Source organism: Pseudomonas sp. GW821-FHT02A08, from assembly GCF_059422045.1.
Genome location: NZ_JBWKWD010000012.1, coordinates 101,334 through 116,074, shown reverse-complemented (window position 1 = coordinate 116,074; position 14,741 = coordinate 101,334). Strand labels below are relative to the sequence as shown.

The following is a 14,741-nucleotide window of genomic DNA, read 5'->3' as shown; positions in this document are numbered from 1 at the left end:
GCGAAAGCGGTGTGTCATTGAGCATTGAACTGGCTGACATGACGCCTTCGCGAGCAAGTCGGATCGCCGCACCGCCGCTCCCACAAGGGGTATTGCATCAGCCCTTGGAAATTTCACCCGCCGGCAGTTTTTCCTTGCTGCGCCAGTGCGGCAGGGAGTTCCAGTAGCGCTGGCCCTTGGCGTCGTCGTACATGCCTTCCCAACGAGCGATAACCAGAACAGCCAAGGCGTTGCCGATCACGTTCAGTGCGGTACGGGCCATGTCCATGACCCGGTCGACACCGGCAATGAACGCCAGGCCTTCCAGAGGAATACCGACGCTGCCCAGGGTGGCCAGCAGTACCACGAAGGACACGCCCGGCACGCCGGCGATGCCTTTGGAGGTGACCATCAACGTCAGCACCAGCAGCAGTTGCTGGCTGATCGACAGGTCGATGCCATACAGCTGGGCAATGAAGATAGCCGCGATGCTTTGGTACAGGGTCGAACCGTCGAGGTTGAACGAGTAACCGGTCGGCACCACGAAGCTGCAAATGGCTTTCGGCGCGCCGTAGGCTTCCATCTTCTCGATCACGCGCGGCAGCACGGTTTCGGAGCTGGCGGTGGAGTAGGCCAGTACCAGCTCATCTTTGAAGATGCGCATCAGCTTGATCACCGAGAAGCCGAACAGGCGAGCGATCAGGCCCAGGATCACGAAAGCGAAGAAGGCGATGGCGACGTAAACCAGGATCACCAGTTTGGCCAGCGGTATCAGCGACGCGAAGCCGAAGTTAGCCACAGTCACCGCGATCAATGCGAACACGCCGATCGGGGCATAGTTCATGATCATGTGAGTGACCTTGAACATGCTTTCCGATACGCCCTGGAACATCTTCACCAGCGGCTCGCGCAGGTCCGCCTGCAGGCTCGACAAACCGAGACCGAACAACACAGAGAAGAAGATGATCGGCAGCATTTCGCCGCGAACCATGGCCGCAAAGATGTTCGACGGGATCAGGTTGAGGATGGTCTGGATGAACGCGTGTTCATGCTGGACCTCGGCCGCCGTTGCCTGGTACTTGGAAATGTCCACAGTACCCAGGGTGCTCATGTCGATGCCGGTACCCGGATGGAACAGGTTGGCCAGCAGCAGACCGACCACGATGGCGATGGTGGTGACGATCTCGAAGTAGATGATGGTCTTGAAGCCGATGCGCCCCAGCTTCTTGGCGTCACCGACGCCGGCAATGCCGACGATCAAAGAGGAAATGACGATCGGGATCACGATCATCTTGATCAGACGGATAAAGATATCGCCTGCCGGTTGCAGGACGTTGCTGATCCACCAGGCTTTTTCGGCACTGAAATGGTTGAGCAGCGCACCGATTGCAATCCCCAATACCAGACCGATGAGGATCTGCCAGGCGAGGCTAAGCTTTGCCTTCTTCATATCTTTACCCTTACTTGTTGTTTGACTCAGAGAGATGCGCGAACTGGAACGCTTATGGCGAAAAAGTCCAGTGCATCTACCCCCCGTATAAGGTGCCCCGAAGCTCGTGTTTGCAGCTCTCTGGCAGGCGAAAAAAGGCGCAACTATTCCGATGCAAGGGAGCGCCGTCTAATGCCGTAAACGCCTACCCCATGCCGAATCGGCATGAGGTTTTTTTAGCGAAACGCACGTCCCAACCGGTTCGAATACGACATTTCGGCAGGCATAAGTGCCGTGAACCGGCCATCACAGAGCAGATTGAATGTTTTTTGAGCAGTGGCCGAGCGTTGATTTTTCAGCAAAATCCCACAGGACGAAGGGAAAAATTGCGGCCAAAGAAAGATGATTTTTCTCGATATACGGTCGCGGGTGAAACACCGGGAAAAGTATTTTTCGACGTAACAAGGACAAGGACGAGAAAACAGTGATGAAACGGGACGAGCGCTCTATTTCAATGTGTTGCGTGATCAAGCCCTTCGCAAGCCCGTCGAGCCTTGGCGGTCCGACGAACTTGCGCAGCAGCTTTTCCTGACCCGGCCCTTGCGCAGGCACTCCCTGTACCCGTAGGTCACTCCGCCCCTGAAACAGGCAGAACGTCCCGCCCCCTTGGTCATGCGCCGGCCTTCCTCAGGTGGCGCAGATGGAAAGAGGCGCTGTGGCCTCCTTCGTGTACAAATTCTGTCCTGTCAACAAACCCTGCATGCGCAGGTCAGGCATGACGGGGACACGCCAGCCCGCATGCCATGGCACTACCGCCCAACAGCAGGGCGGCTGCCAGTGTCTTGAACAACCCTCTCATATCAGCCTCGACCGCGACGGCCAAAGAAAAAGGAGGCAATGAACATCACCAGGAACACGACAAACAGAATCTTGGCGATACCCGTGGCGGTGCCCGCGATACCACCGAAGCCCAGTACAGCGGCGATGATGGCGATGATCAGGAATGTGATTGCCCAGCTCAACATGGTGATTCTCCTTACGCTTCTGTTTAGAGGTGCTGCGTTTCCCGGCGCATGGGGTGCGGCGGAAGTTTTGCCTAGAACACCCAACGCTCCGGATGACGTATCTCACCCACAGGCCCGGCCTGGTCGACATCCATCATGCGCATCGGGGAGCTATCGGCCTGACCGCTGCTGACAGCGCTGAAATGGGTTTGGGTCGGATGCGGAATCGACAGGCGTGGCGCTTCCGGCTGCTGGCTCTGCTCCCAGCGCAGAAACTGCTGGCCGCCGATCAGGGTGATCAACAGCGCCAGCACAGCAAACAGTCCTTGCTGGATATGCACAGGCCAGAGGTACAGGTGGGCGGCACGTTGACGGTTCATCCTGGAGCTCCTACCACTGGGGTCGGTATTCGATAGCGGGCGCTTGTTTTTGGGTGCCCTGGTTAACCAGACAATTGCAGAGCGCATGCCAGTTCCCATTCGAATTAATTGCCTTAAATATCAATATCTTATGACCATCAAAGAAATCACTCCGTGCGCATCCTGCACGATGCCACCTGCGCCGTCGTGCGTATTGCACGATGGGTTTGAATGAAGGCGTAAATTTTTTGAATTGAGAGGAGGGTGCGCAGGTCAGAAATTCACGCTGGCCGCTGGCAAAGACCGGGTATCAATCAAAAGACCCGCAAAATCAGGTGGCTAACCGATACATCGGATGAGAGCTACCCTGCCATGACAGGAAAGGCTCAGAATCAATCATGCAACTTGCCCGACTTCTCCGGGACTAAATTAAGATCATTCATTAAGGAGCGTAGGAAAATGGAATCCGCGACTGAGCATCAAGGCCGCATTCTGCTGGTGGATGATGAGTCCGCCATCCTGCGTACTTTCCGTTACTGCCTCGAAGACGAAGGCTACAACGTAGCCACCGCCACCAGCGCCGCGCAGGCTGAAGCCTTGTTGCAGCGGCAGGTCTTCGACCTGTGCTTCCTCGACTTGCGTCTGGGTGAAGACAACGGCCTCGATGTGCTGGCCCAGATGCGTATCCAGGCGCCCTGGATGCGGGTGGTGATCGTCACTGCCCACTCGGCCGTCGACACGGCGGTGGACGCGATTCAGGCCGGCGCCGCCGATTATCTGGTCAAACCGTGCAGCCCCGATCAATTGCGGCTGGCAACCGCCAAGCAACTGGAAGTGCGGCAACTGTCGGCGCGACTGGAAGCCCTGGAAGGCGAGGTGCGCAAGCCCAAGGATGGTCTGGACTCCCACAGCCCGGCCATGAAAGTGGTACTCGAAACCGCCCGCCAGGTTGCCACGACCGATGCCAATATCCTGATTCTGGGTGAGTCCGGTACCGGCAAGGGCGAACTGTCCCAAGCCATTCACGGTTGGAGCAAACGCTCGAAGAAATCCTGCATCACGATCAACTGCCCGTCGCTGACCGCCGAGCTCATGGAAAGCGAACTCTTCGGCCACAGCCGCGGCGCCTTCACCGGCGCCAGCGAAAGTACCTTGGGGCGAGTCAACCAGGCCGATGGCGGAACGCTGTTTCTCGACGAGATCGGCGACTTTCCCCTGGCATTGCAGCCGAAGTTGCTGCGTTTTATTCAGGACAAGGAATATGAGCGCGTCGGTGATCCGGTGACCCGCCGTGCCGATGTGCGCATCCTTGCGGCCACCAACCTCATCCTTGAGGACATGGTGCGCGACGGTCGCTTCCGTGAAGACCTGCTCTATCGCCTGAATGTCATTACCTTGCACCTGCCACCGCTACGCGAACGCCGCGAAGATATTCTCAACCTGGCCGACCGTTTCCTGGCGCGCTTCGTCAAGGAGTATGCCCGTCCCGCGCGCGCGTTGAGCGACGAGGCCCGGGAAGCCCTGCTGGGCTATCGCTGGCCGGGCAACATCCGTGAACTGCGCAACGTGATCGAGCGGGCGAGCATCATCTGTCCGCAGGAACGGGTCGAGATCAGTCATCTGGGCATGACTGAAGCCTCGGCCAACAATGCACCGCACATCGGCGCGGCGTTGAGCCTGGAGGAGCTGGAAAAGGCCCACATCGGCGCGGTCCTCGCCACCGCCGACACCCTGGATCAAGCGGCGAAAACCCTGGGCATCGACGCCTCGACGCTGTACCGCAAACGCAAGCAGTACAACTTGTGAGCATCAGCCGATGAAACTGGCGCTGAAATTGCGGACCCGGCTTTTCCTGAGCATCTCCGCACTGATCACCGTCGCGTTGCTCGGGCTCTTGCTCGGGCTGGTCAGCGTAATGCAGATGGCCGGTAGCCAGGAAACACAGTTGCGCAGTAACTTCATCACCCTGGACCTGGGGCTCAAGCTGCGTCAAACCCTGGGTGATCAACTGATCATCATGCTCAGCGAGGCGCCTGACTCCGCCGCTTTCGCCGCCTCGAAGCAGCATTACTTCGAACTGCTGGAGGAAGGCATCGCCCAGGAGCCGGCAGAAACCGGAAGCGAGCACGGCTTCAGAAAAGCCAAGGCCGACTACGAGAGCTTTATCCAGGCTTATGAAGCCTCCCCGGCCACGTCGAACGTGCTCAGCAGCCACAACAACCTGACGGAAAAATTCAACGCGCTACGCAATGGCCTGATTGCCGAGCACAAGCGCGCGCTGGACAACATCAGCAATACCGAGCGCCAGGCCCGGGCGCAGGCACTGCTGATTGCCGGGTTGCTTGGCCTGGTGGGGCTGGCGGTGCTGATCATCGGCTTCGTGACTGCCCAGGCCATCGCCCGGCGTTTCGGGGAGCCCATCGAGGCCTTGGCCAATGCGGCGGACAATATCGGTCTGGGCAATTTCGATGTCACCTTGCCGATCTCTTCGGCGGTGGAACTGAACCAGCTGACTCGGCGTTTCGGGATCATGGCCCAGGCGCTGCGTGAACATCAGGCCACCAACGTCGATGAGCTGCTGGCCGGTCAGCAGCGTTTGCAGGCCGTGCTCGACAGCATCGACGACGGACTGCTGATGATCGACCGTCAGGGCCATCTGGAACACCTTAACCCTGTGGCCCAGCGTCAGTTGGGCTGGGAGTCCGATCGACTGGGTCAGGGGTTGGGCACGGCGCTGGAGCGCCCCGAGCTCGATGAACAGCTGCAGCTGGTGCTGCGCGGCGGTACGCTGGAGCGGGCACCGGAAGACTTGAGTGTCGAAGTCGATGGAGAGTCTCGACTGCTGACCTACAGCCTGACTCCGGTCAGCCATACCCAGGGCCATATCCTGGGTGCCGTGATGGTGCTGCATGACGTTACGGAGCAACGAGCCTTCGAACGGGTACGCAGCGAATTTGTATTGCGTGCATCCCATGAATTGCGCACACCAGTCACCGGCATGCACATGGCCTTCGGATTGTTCCGTGAGCGCGCGCACTTTGCTCCGGACTCCCGGGAAGCCGACCTGCTCGATACAGTGAATGAAGAGATGCAGCGACTGATGCAGTTGATCAATGACCTGCTGAATTTCTCCCGTTACCAGAACGGTTTGCAGAAACTCACCCTGGCTCCGTGTTCCATCGAGGCGCTGCTGGAACAGGCACAGTCACGCTTTGCCACGGCGGCCGAAGAAAAGGAGATCAATCTGCTGGTGGAAGTGCAGGGACCTTTGCCGCGGTTGCAGGCCGACCCGCCACAACTGGACCGGGTACTCGACAACTTGCTCGACAACGCCTTGCGTCACACCGGTTCCGGCGGGCGGATACGCCTGCAAGCCAGGCGCCACGGCAACCGGGTCATCATCAGTGTCGAGGACAACGGTGAAGGTATTGCCTATGGTCAGCAGGGGCGGATCTTCGAGCCCTTCGTGCAGGTTGGACGAAAGAAAGGCGGGGCCGGGCTCGGACTGGCCTTGTGCAAGGAAATCGTGCAATTGCATGGCGGGCGGATAGGCGTCTATTCTCGGCCGGGGCAGGGTACTCAGTTCTATATGACGCTGACCGTTTAGGTCACCCTCACGCTTCATCATCCAGGCGCCGGCCTCCCCGACGTCGCCCCCGGGTAATCAATTCGGTGAACTGCACTGCGCTCAGCGCGCGGGCGAACAGCCAGCCCTGGCCGAACCTCACGCCTTCACTGCACAGGAACGCGGCCTGGGCCTCATGTTCGATGCCCTCGGCAATCACCTTCAAGTGAAGCGACTGGGCCATGTGAATGATGTGCGGAGCCACACCGCTGCTGGCGGCGTCATGGCCCAGCGCATCAATGAACGCTTTGTCGATTTTCAGGCAATCGACCGGCAGGGTTTGCAAATAGGCGAGGCTGCAATAGCCGGTGCCGAAGTCATCGATCAACACCTGGTGCCCGACATCCCGCAGCGCTTGCAGGTTTTCCCGGGCCACCACCACGTCGACCAGCCCGCGTTCGGTGACTTCAAAGGCAATTTGCCGCGCAGCGACGCGATGCAGTGTCAGCAACCGCGCCATCACCTGGCCGATCCGAGGAACCATCACATCACACGCCGCGAGATTGACCGAGATGTACAGTTGCGGGTTGGCACGCAGCAACTGGCCGAGTTGCTCGAGCAGGCGCTGCAGGACGAAGTCCGTCATCTGGCGAATCTGCCCGGTGTTCTCCGCCATCGGAATGAACAGGTCGGGACTGGTCAGGGTACCGTCCGGCCTGCGCCAGCGCAGCAGTGCTTCAGCCCCGACGCAGTTGCGGCTATCGAGGTCGAAGATCGGTTGATACAGCACCTGCAACTCGCCACGGCGAATCGCACCGGTCAGTTCGGCGTCCAGCGACTGCCGTTGGCGTACCAGCAAAAACACCAGGAACCCAACGCATGTGCCCAGCGCGAGGCTGGCCGGAAGCAACCACCACCAGACCGCCGGGATATGCATGCCGGTGCGCGGGCTGATCAACACCAATTGATATTCCGGGTTGTCGGTGGGCATGCGGTATATCAAGCGTGTCTGGGTGATTTGCAGCGCATCACGGTTTTTCGGTGGCCAGGCCTCGGCCGGCGGCCAGGCCTGAGTAGCGCCGAGCACCGGTATCGCGCGCGCGCCATGGTCCAGGACCACCAGCAGGCTGCTGCCCGGCGACAGGTCAACCATATCTGTCAAATGCCCACGAGAGGTCGCGACCCGGAAATTCCCGCGCCCGAGCATCAGCGCGGCGCGGTTTTCATCGGGTTCGGTAGTGGTGTTGAGCCAATAGCTATAAGTCGGGCCTTTGATGTCCGGCGATCGACTGAGCGACAACCCTTCCTGGCGAGGGCGATTGGAGCAGATTCGCGAGGAGTCCATGTAGGCGGCTTCGTAGACGAAGCGATAATTGAACGAAACCTGTTGCAAGGTTGCGATCATTTCAGCATCGCAGCCGCGCAACGGTTGCGCTTCAAGGTCGTCAAGGCTTTCACGCAGTTGACCGAAGAGCTGTTCCAGACGGGCGAGGAAGCGTTCGCCCTGAGCATTCATTTCTTCGCTTTCGTTTTGCTCGACCTGGTGTATGGCGACGAACAGGCTGCCGGCCATCAATAACGTTGCGCTCAAGACAGTAGACATCAGCCCCAGGAACCAGGGGCGATGGAACCAACTACGGAAGGTCTCTTGAGCAGCGGTCATTGTGAAATATCCGAAGGATTACCAATGAGTTATAGCTGCTGATTGGAAAAAAGCCCTGACCGTCGGGCGGGCGTCATTATTTTGTCTGATTCAACACCAACAGTAGCGCGGCAGTTTGCGCATCCGGAGTGCCATCGAAGCGCGCCGGACGGAAATGCATCTGAAATGCCGCGATCACATGTCGCGTCGCGACATCGAGCTCGCCGGTTTGTGGCGAGGCATAACCCAGGCGGGCCAACTGCGCCTGAAACCAGCTAATGCTCGGCAACTGCTCGGCGAACAGCATTTGTTGGCGTGCCACCGACTGTTCATTCGGCCAGATGCCCAAGCCTTCGGAAGCCAGACGCTTCCAGGGAAACAGCGGCCCCGGGTCCAGCTTGCGCAAGGGTGCGATATCGCTATGGCCAATGATGTCGCGAGGCTTTATGCCGTGACGCTTGCTGATGTCCTTGAGCAACACGATCAACGACTGGACCTGATCTTCGGTGTAGGGATACCACAGCCGTCCGGTCGGGGTGTCCTTGAACCCCGGATTGACGATTTCGATACCGATGGAGCTGGAATTCAGCCAGGTCCGGCCATCCCACTCGCTCTCCCCGGCGTGCCAGGCCCGCACATTTTCATCCATCAGCTTGTAGATGGTGGCGCCCTTGTCATCACCGATCAGGTAATGGCTGCTGACTTCACCGTGGGTCAGCAATTGCAATGAGCGCTCCAGCGAGGCATTGGTGTAATGCACCACCACAAATTGCACGCGGCTGTCGTAATTGGCCGAAGGGTGGCTGGTGTCGAAACGGGGACCGCTGGCACAGCCGGCAAGCACAATCAGCGATACGATCAGAGCGAAATATTTCATGGCGAAAGGCAGTACACGCAAGACAATAATGCAACAGTGTAACGTAATGCCTTGCGGGTGGACGGCAACCCCATCGAATTTAACAAAATGGAACAAATAACCGTCAGCTCGGTTCCACCCGGTTGCGTCCGGCATTTTTTGCGCGATACAGCGCCTGATCGGCTCTTTTAAGCACCTGATCGCCGTGTTCACCCGGCCTGAATGCCGTCATCCCGATAGACACGGTGATGGTCACCGGCTCTCCCTTGAAGTGGAACGGGCAGGCCTCGATGGAGGCCCGCAAGGCTTCCAGCAACTTCAGCCCCGCCGCCGGCACCGTGGATGGCATCAACAGCACAAACTCCTCGCCGCCAAACCGGGCAATGAAATCCGTCCCGCGCAGCCGCTTGCGCAACACGCCGGCGATGATTTTCAGCACTTTGTCACCGGCCAGGTGCCCGTAGTTATCGTTGATGCGCTTGAAATGATCGAGGTCGAGCATGGCTAGCAGCAGCGTGTTGCCATGTTGCTGCCATTGTGTGACTTCATGATCCAGGCGCTCGCTCCAGGCCGCGCGGTTGGGCAGCCCGGTCAACGGGTCGACCAATGCCTTCTGCCGTTGCTCTTCAAGGTGCTCGCGGTAACCCTGGGCCTCCTGCTCCATATGGGCGACCCGCTCGGCCAGACTGTGCAGGCGCGCAGCGACCTCCTGCTCACGTTCATCGCGCTGTTTCTGGTGCTGGTCCATGGTGCCCAGCAAGCCTTCGAGATGGTTTTCCAGCACGTGCTTGAGATCTTCCAGGTCCGAGGCTTCCTGCATGCTGCTTTGCAGGCCATCGACCTGTTCGCGGATCTGCGTGTCCATCTGCCGCGCAGCCGAACGGTTGTCGGCGTGTCCTGCGGTGGCAGCCTGCAAGTTGCTCTGGAACGATTCGAGGCGCTCGTTCAGTCGTTGCAGATAGGCTTCGAACTCATGCTGGCCGCTGTCGGTAATGGCCAGCATCAAGGTGGCGAAGTCGTCGAGGATCGGCAGCAATTCGTACCAGTTCAGACCGTTTTTCAGACGATCGCGCATGGACTCGGCTTGCGGGCGATGACGCTCGGGCAATGTCAGATCGTCGAGCAGCCCCAGCAGCGTGTCTTCGATGTGGCTGGCCACCGAACTGTAGGAGGGCTCGGGGGAATCCGGGAGTGCGTAGAGAATGTCGTGTTCGGATGACGCCTGCTCGGCGGCGGCCACGTCTTCCATAGCCATCGCAGGTAACGGCAAGCTATCCGGCGATGCTTGCGTGGTCAGCTCGTCGGGGTTTGTTTCCGACTCGGGAGACACCGTGATGGTTTCCGGGATCGGTTGCTCGGCCGATTCGATTTCTGTCGCGACGGCACTGGCCGGTTGAGACTCCGTAGCCGGGGGGGCAAAAGCCACGATTGCCGGAGCAGGCACAGCCACGGTTGGCTCGGTCAGCGCGCAGTCGTCTTCAACTCGCTCAGCAGGGGGTACCTCGAAAGTTGCCGCAGGGTTCTCGGCTACAGAGGCCAGGTCAGAAGACGTAGCCGTTGATGCCGCTACCTCCTCCGCTTCACGACCGCCGAACAACCGCTGCAGCAAGCCCGGCCGGCCGTTCTCCGTCGGGGTCTCCAACTGGCTCAGGGCTTTGCCCTGCAAGCCACTCAGCTCGCTGAGCAGCAAGGGTATCTCACGCGCCTGACTGACCCGTGCCTCCAGCTGCTTGGCGAAACTCTTGAGTGGCCGGCTCACATCCCGCGGCAACGGCAATGTTTGCAGTTGCGTGACCAGCGCGGTCAGGGCGGCACTGGTCTGGTTGACCCGGGTTTCCCGACGCTGCTCCGAGTCGAGCACGGCTTTTTCCAGGCGTGGAATCAGCGCAGCCAGGCCAGCGTCCATGTCGTCGGTGCGCACGACTTCGCGCATTTCCTTCATGCATTGGTCAACGGCGCGGTCAGTACCTTCCGCCGCCAGGGTGCTGCGCACCAGCCCTCGACGCAGCAAGTCGAGTCGTGCGTCCCAGCGACGTTCGAGCTTCTCCTGTTGTTCGATGCTTTTGAGGTACTTCTCTTTCCAGCGCTGTGCTTCGTCGCTCATTCAGGGGTTCCGCGAGGGGCAGGACTCAACGCGGGCAATGCATCGGCCGTGAGCGAACCTGGCAAACGAATCTCTACCGCGACCGGCAGGTGATCGGAAATGGGCTGCGCCAGCACCTCGACCTTTTCCAGGGTCAGGCTCGGGCTCAGCAGGATATGGTCCAGGCAGCGCTGTGGGCGCCAGCTGGGAAACGTCGCTTCCAGCTGCGGCGCGAGCAGGCCGAGGTCGCGCAACGGGGAATGTTGCAGCAGGTCACTGGCATGGGTGTTCATGTCGCCCATCAGCACCTGGTGCTTGTAGTCGCCAACCAACTCGCGGATGTAGGCCAGTTGCAGGCTGCGCGCCCGGGCGCCCAACGCCAGGTGCATCATGACCACCACCAGCGCTTCCGGGCCTTCGCCGAACCGTATCAGAATGGCTCCACGCCCTTTTGGCCCCGGCAACGGATGATCTTCAATTGCCCACGGACGCAATCGGCTGAGCACGCCATTGCTGTGCTGGGCCAGACGACCGAGATTGCGATTGAGTTGTTGATACCAGTAGGGAAAGGCGCCGAGCTGGGCCAGGTGTTCGACTTGATTGACGTAGCCTGATCGCAGGCTGCCGCCATCGGCTTCCTGCAGGGCGACCAGATCGAAATCGCCCAGCAGATTGCCGATTTTTTGCAGATTGTCGGCACGCCCGGTGTGCGGTAACAGATGTTGCCAGCCCCGGGTCAGGTAATGCCGGTAGCGCTCGGTACTGATGCCGACCTGGATATTGAAACTGAGCAAGCGCAGACGGCTGTCTGCGGGCAGGCCCGTGGACTCCAGATGATGCTCGTTGACCCGCGGATGATGCAGGCCAACGATGCGTTCAGTACCCCATCGGCGCATGGCAGTGACTGCCCTTAGTTGGCGGCAGCCTTGTTAGCCGCTCGCTCTTTGTCGATCAGTTTGTCGGCCAGTTGCAGGGCCTGTTCGGCACCGCCGGCGGAACCCACGTCAAAACGGTACTTGCCGTTGACGATCATGGTTGGAACGCCGGAGATTTCATACTTCTTGGCCAGTTCACGAGCCTTGACGATCTGACCTTTGATAGCGAAAGAGTCGAAAGTCGCGAGGAACTTGTCCTTGTCCACGCCTTGGGTAGCGAGGAAGTCGGCCATGTCATCCTTGTCGGTCAGTTTCTTGTGTTCTTTCTGAATCGCGTTGAACACCGCGGCGTGAACGTTGTGCTCGACACCCATGGCTTCAAGGGTCAGGAACATCTGACCGTGAGCGTCCCACGGGCCACCGAACATGGCTGGAATGCGCACGAAGTTCACGTCCGAAGGCAGCTTCTCGACCCACGGATTGATCACTGGCTCGAAGGCGTAGCAATGCGGGCAGCCGTACCAGAACAGCTCTACCACTTCGATCTTGCCAGGCACGGCGACCGGAACCGGGTTGCTCAGTTCGACATAAGGTGCGGCGGGGGCGTCAGCGGCCTGGGCAGTCATGCCGAACAGGCTGGCAGCGGCAAAAACGGCGCTGATGATCAGATTACGCATGCTTTACTCCTGGACAAATTTTTTCGCCTCGCGCGACCTGTTATCAGACAGGTCCTGGCGGGTTTGAGTTCTGTAGTGTAACGGCAGCGGCCACAAAAAAGGGCGGCCAAAGCCACCCTTTTTATACTCGTTGCAACGGATTAATCGAGCGTTAACGTTGCAGGTGATGAGCACCCCGTTCAACGCCCGATCCGCCAGCCTTAGTGCAGGCCTTGAATGTAGCTGGACACCGCGGCGATGTCTTCGTCACTCAGCTTCTTGGCAATGGTCTGCATGGGCTTGGTATCGCCGTCGTTGGTACGGCCGCCTTCTTCCTTGCGGAAATCGACCAGTTGCTTGCCGACGTATTGAGCGTGCTGGCCACCCAGGTGCGGGAAACCGGCAGCCGCGTTACCTGCGCCATTTGGGGAGTGGCAACCGGTGCAGGATGGCAGGCCCTTGGCCAGGTCACCACCACGGAACAGGGCTTCACCGCGAGCGACGATCTTTGGATCGGCGGCTCCGACGCTGCCTTTCTGGCTGGCGAAGTAGGCGGCGATGTCCGCCAGGTCCTGATCGCTCAGGTTGGTCAGCAGGCCGGTCATCTCCAGAACGGTGCGCTTGCCCGACTTGATGTCGTGCAATTGCTTGGTCAGGTAGCGTTCACCCTGACCCGCCAGTTTTGGAAAGTTTGGCGCCATGCTGTTGCCATCCGGGCCGTGGCAGGCGCCACAGACGGCGGCTTTGGCCTGGCCGGCTTTGGCATCACCCGGTTGTACTGCCTCACCTGCAGCATGGGCCATGCCGGAGATGCCCACGGTCAACAGCAGACTCACGATCAATTTCTTCATCAGCTAATCCAACTACGGCTAAGGGTTAAGAGTTATGGACCGGGCTTACTCGCTCATCCAAAGGATGATGGCTTGGTAATCCTCGGCACTGCAGTCCATGCACAAACCACGCGGCGGCATCGCCTTGAAACCCTGGGTCACGTGTTGCACCAGCGTCTCCATACCTTTCGCCAACCTCGGCGTCCAAGCTTCCTGATCGCCTTTTTTCGGCGCCATGGGGAGTTGGCCGGAATGACAGGCACCACAAACACGGTTGTACACAGCTTCCGGATCCTGTGTAGCCTGAGCGCTGTAAAGCGGCATCAATACACCGGCAGCTAGCAGCCATTTCGTCATAAAACGACCTTTTCAGGGTTGAGAGCGAGCTGCGTTCTAGTGCGCAATCAAGGTCTGTCGCTCTCGTGAACTTCATCCTACGCTGGGACAAAGCGCACACAAAATCTGCGGCATTATATACTGGCGTCACTGAAACGGAAGCGACACTGCTTGCCGCACCCATTCCTGGCGCCGCCCACATCGGAAATCCCATGCAACTCAAGAATCCCATCCTCGGTCTGTGCCAACAGTCCACCTTCATGCTCAGCGCCGCCAAAGTCGACCAATGTCCGGATGACGAGGGCTTCGAAGTCGCCTTCGCCGGGCGTTCCAACGCCGGCAAGTCGAGTGCCCTGAACACCCTGACCCACGCCAGCCTGGCGCGCACCTCGAAAACCCCGGGGCGCACGCAACTGTTGAATTTCTTCAAGCTAGACGATGAACGCCGTCTGGTCGACCTGCCGGGCTACGGTTATGCAAAAGTACCGATCCCGCTCAAGCAACACTGGCAGCGTCACCTGGAGGCATATCTGGGTGGTCGCGAGAGTTTGAAAGGTCTGATCCTGATGATGGACATCCGCCATCCGATGACCGATTTCGACCTGCTGATGCTCGACTGGGCCGTGGCCGCAGGCATGCCGATGCACATTCTGCTGACCAAAGCGGACAAGCTGACTTATGGCGCGGCCAAGAACACGCTGCTCAAGGTTCAGTCGGAAATCCGCAAGGGCTGGGGTGATCTGGTGACAATCCAGCTGTTTTCGGCCCCCAAACGCATGGGCCTGGAAGATGCCTACACCGTACTGGCTGGCTGGATGGAGCTGGCGGACAAGGGTGCCGAAGCAGAAGCTCAGTAAGTACCGAAAACTGCCTGCGGCGCACCCAGGCAGTTTTCTCGGGGCAAAAAAAACCCCGGGCTTCATATGGGGAGGGAGAAGTTCCGGGGTTCAAGCTCTAGACCGCTAGGGCGGGGTCCAGATATCTGCCAACACTTAACACAACATAGGAGCATCGAAGGGCTTCACCAGCCATTCAGTAACTCTGAGTGGTGGTGTGCAAGATTAGTTCAGATTTTTTTCAAATAGCGTTGAAATAACTCTGATCGCCTTCCGGACCAAGCTGTTTGC

General features: G+C 59.2%; 14 protein-coding genes. 3 read left to right on the top strand and 11 right to left on the bottom strand.

Annotated elements, in window-relative coordinates; translation table 11 throughout:
- Positions 1 to 97 precede the first annotated feature (97 nt).
- The 4 genes from gltP to AC07W4_RS11555 all read right to left on the bottom strand — a co-directional run bounded on the left by gltP (position 98) and on the right by AC07W4_RS11555 (position 2,792).
- The gene (gene gltP, locus AC07W4_RS11570; protein WP_008045855.1) at positions 98 to 1,429 is read right to left on the bottom strand and encodes a glutamate/aspartate:proton symporter GltP; all 1,332 of its coding nucleotides are present in this window, start codon (positions 1,427 to 1,429) and stop codon (positions 98 to 100) included.
- A 285-nt stretch (positions 1,430 to 1,714) separates the two neighbouring features.
- Entirely contained in the window at positions 1,715 to 2,020 is a 306-nt protein-coding gene (locus tag AC07W4_RS11565; protein ID WP_495032496.1) for a hypothetical protein, read from the bottom strand.
- A gap of 248 nt (positions 2,021 to 2,268) precedes the next feature.
- Positions 2,269 to 2,433 carry a DUF1328 domain-containing protein gene (locus AC07W4_RS11560; RefSeq protein WP_003177151.1) on the bottom strand — a complete coding sequence of 55 codons (165 nt, stop codon included), beginning with the start codon at positions 2,431 to 2,433 and terminating at the stop codon, positions 2,269 to 2,271.
- Positions 2,434 to 2,504: 71 nt separating this feature from the next.
- The gene (locus AC07W4_RS11555) at positions 2,505 to 2,792 is read right to left on the bottom strand and encodes a hypothetical protein (protein WP_495032495.1); all 288 of its coding nucleotides are present in this window, start codon (positions 2,790 to 2,792) and stop codon (positions 2,505 to 2,507) included.
- Positions 2,793 to 3,230: 438 nt separating this feature from the next.
- Here AC07W4_RS11555 and algB point away from each other — a divergent pair, with 438 nt between their 5' ends.
- Positions 3,231 to 4,577 (top strand): sigma-54-dependent response regulator transcription factor AlgB, encoded by a 1,347-nt coding sequence (gene algB, locus AC07W4_RS11550; RefSeq protein ID WP_495032494.1) that lies wholly within the window; start codon positions 3,231 to 3,233, stop codon positions 4,575 to 4,577.
- 10 nt (positions 4,578 to 4,587) lie between these two features.
- Positions 4,588 to 6,378: an ATP-binding protein gene (locus tag AC07W4_RS11545; RefSeq protein WP_495032493.1), complete on the top strand. Its 1,791-nt coding sequence runs from the start codon at positions 4,588 to 4,590 to the stop codon at positions 6,376 to 6,378.
- Between the two features lie 7 nt (positions 6,379 to 6,385).
- Here the strand turns inward: AC07W4_RS11545 and AC07W4_RS11540 are convergent, their stop codons facing one another.
- The 7 genes from AC07W4_RS11540 to AC07W4_RS11510 all read right to left on the bottom strand — a co-directional run bounded on the left by AC07W4_RS11540 (position 6,386) and on the right by AC07W4_RS11510 (position 13,635).
- Positions 6,386 to 7,999, bottom strand: a complete 1,614-nt coding sequence (locus tag AC07W4_RS11540; protein WP_495032492.1) for an EAL domain-containing protein — start codon at positions 7,997 to 7,999, stop codon at positions 6,386 to 6,388.
- 76 nt (positions 8,000 to 8,075) lie between these two features.
- On the bottom strand, positions 8,076 to 8,855 hold the full coding sequence (locus AC07W4_RS11535; protein ID WP_008045831.1) for an N-acetylmuramoyl-L-alanine amidase: 780 nt from the start codon (positions 8,853 to 8,855) through the stop codon (positions 8,076 to 8,078).
- 103 nt (positions 8,856 to 8,958) lie between these two features.
- On the bottom strand, positions 8,959 to 10,938 hold the full coding sequence (locus tag AC07W4_RS11530; RefSeq protein WP_495032491.1) for a GGDEF domain-containing protein: 1,980 nt from the start codon (positions 10,936 to 10,938) through the stop codon (positions 8,959 to 8,961).
- Positions 10,935 to 11,813, bottom strand: coding sequence for an endonuclease/exonuclease/phosphatase family protein (locus AC07W4_RS11525; RefSeq protein WP_008045827.1), 879 nt, complete (start codon positions 11,811 to 11,813; stop codon positions 10,935 to 10,937). The genes AC07W4_RS11530 and AC07W4_RS11525 overlap by 4 nt, the downstream gene beginning before the upstream one ends.
- A gap of 14 nt (positions 11,814 to 11,827) precedes the next feature.
- Positions 11,828 to 12,469 carry a thiol:disulfide interchange protein DsbA/DsbL gene (locus tag AC07W4_RS11520; protein ID WP_008045826.1) on the bottom strand — a complete coding sequence of 214 codons (642 nt, stop codon included), beginning with the start codon at positions 12,467 to 12,469 and terminating at the stop codon, positions 11,828 to 11,830.
- Positions 12,470 to 12,669: 200 nt separating this feature from the next.
- Entirely contained in the window at positions 12,670 to 13,299 is a 630-nt protein-coding gene (locus AC07W4_RS11515) for a c-type cytochrome (protein ID WP_495032490.1), read from the bottom strand.
- Positions 13,300 to 13,344: 45 nt separating this feature from the next.
- Positions 13,345 to 13,635, bottom strand: coding sequence for a c-type cytochrome (locus AC07W4_RS11510; RefSeq protein WP_008002190.1), 291 nt, complete (start codon positions 13,633 to 13,635; stop codon positions 13,345 to 13,347).
- A gap of 191 nt (positions 13,636 to 13,826) precedes the next feature.
- On the opposite strand from AC07W4_RS11510, the gene yihA reads away from it, so the two are divergent.
- Positions 13,827 to 14,471: a ribosome biogenesis GTP-binding protein YihA/YsxC gene (yihA, locus tag AC07W4_RS11505; protein WP_495032489.1), complete on the top strand. Its 645-nt coding sequence runs from the start codon at positions 13,827 to 13,829 to the stop codon at positions 14,469 to 14,471.
- Positions 14,472 to 14,741 lie beyond the last annotated feature (270 nt).

Excerpts from the sequence above, each read along its gene's own strand:
- gltP (WP_008045855.1), bottom strand. The coding sequence starts at position 1,429 with ATGAAGAAGGCAAAGCTTAGCCTCGCCTGGCAGATCCTCATCGGTCTG.
- AC07W4_RS11560 (WP_003177151.1), bottom strand. The coding sequence starts at position 2,433 with ATGTTGAGCTGGGCAATCACATTCCTGATCATCGCCATCATCGCCGCT.
- AC07W4_RS11555 (WP_495032495.1), bottom strand. The coding sequence starts at position 2,792 with ATGAACCGTCAACGTGCCGCCCACCTGTACCTCTGGCCTGTGCATATC.
- algB (WP_495032494.1), top strand. The coding sequence starts at position 3,231 with ATGGAATCCGCGACTGAGCATCAAGGCCGCATTCTGCTGGTGGATGAT.
- AC07W4_RS11545 (WP_495032493.1), top strand. The coding sequence starts at position 4,588 with ATGAAACTGGCGCTGAAATTGCGGACCCGGCTTTTCCTGAGCATCTCC.
- AC07W4_RS11540 (WP_495032492.1), bottom strand. The coding sequence starts at position 7,999 with ATGACCGCTGCTCAAGAGACCTTCCGTAGTTGGTTCCATCGCCCCTGG.
- AC07W4_RS11535 (WP_008045831.1), bottom strand. The coding sequence starts at position 8,855 with ATGAAATATTTCGCTCTGATCGTATCGCTGATTGTGCTTGCCGGCTGT.
- AC07W4_RS11530 (WP_495032491.1), bottom strand. The coding sequence starts at position 10,938 with ATGAGCGACGAAGCACAGCGCTGGAAAGAGAAGTACCTCAAAAGCATC.
- AC07W4_RS11525 (WP_008045827.1), bottom strand. The coding sequence starts at position 11,813 with ATGCGCCGATGGGGTACTGAACGCATCGTTGGCCTGCATCATCCGCGG.
- AC07W4_RS11520 (WP_008045826.1), bottom strand. The coding sequence starts at position 12,469 with ATGCGTAATCTGATCATCAGCGCCGTTTTTGCCGCTGCCAGCCTGTTC.
- AC07W4_RS11515 (WP_495032490.1), bottom strand. The coding sequence starts at position 13,299 with ATGAAGAAATTGATCGTGAGTCTGCTGTTGACCGTGGGCATCTCCGGC.
- AC07W4_RS11510 (WP_008002190.1), bottom strand. The coding sequence starts at position 13,635 with ATGACGAAATGGCTGCTAGCTGCCGGTGTATTGATGCCGCTTTACAGC.
- yihA (WP_495032489.1), top strand. The coding sequence starts at position 13,827 with ATGCAACTCAAGAATCCCATCCTCGGTCTGTGCCAACAGTCCACCTTC.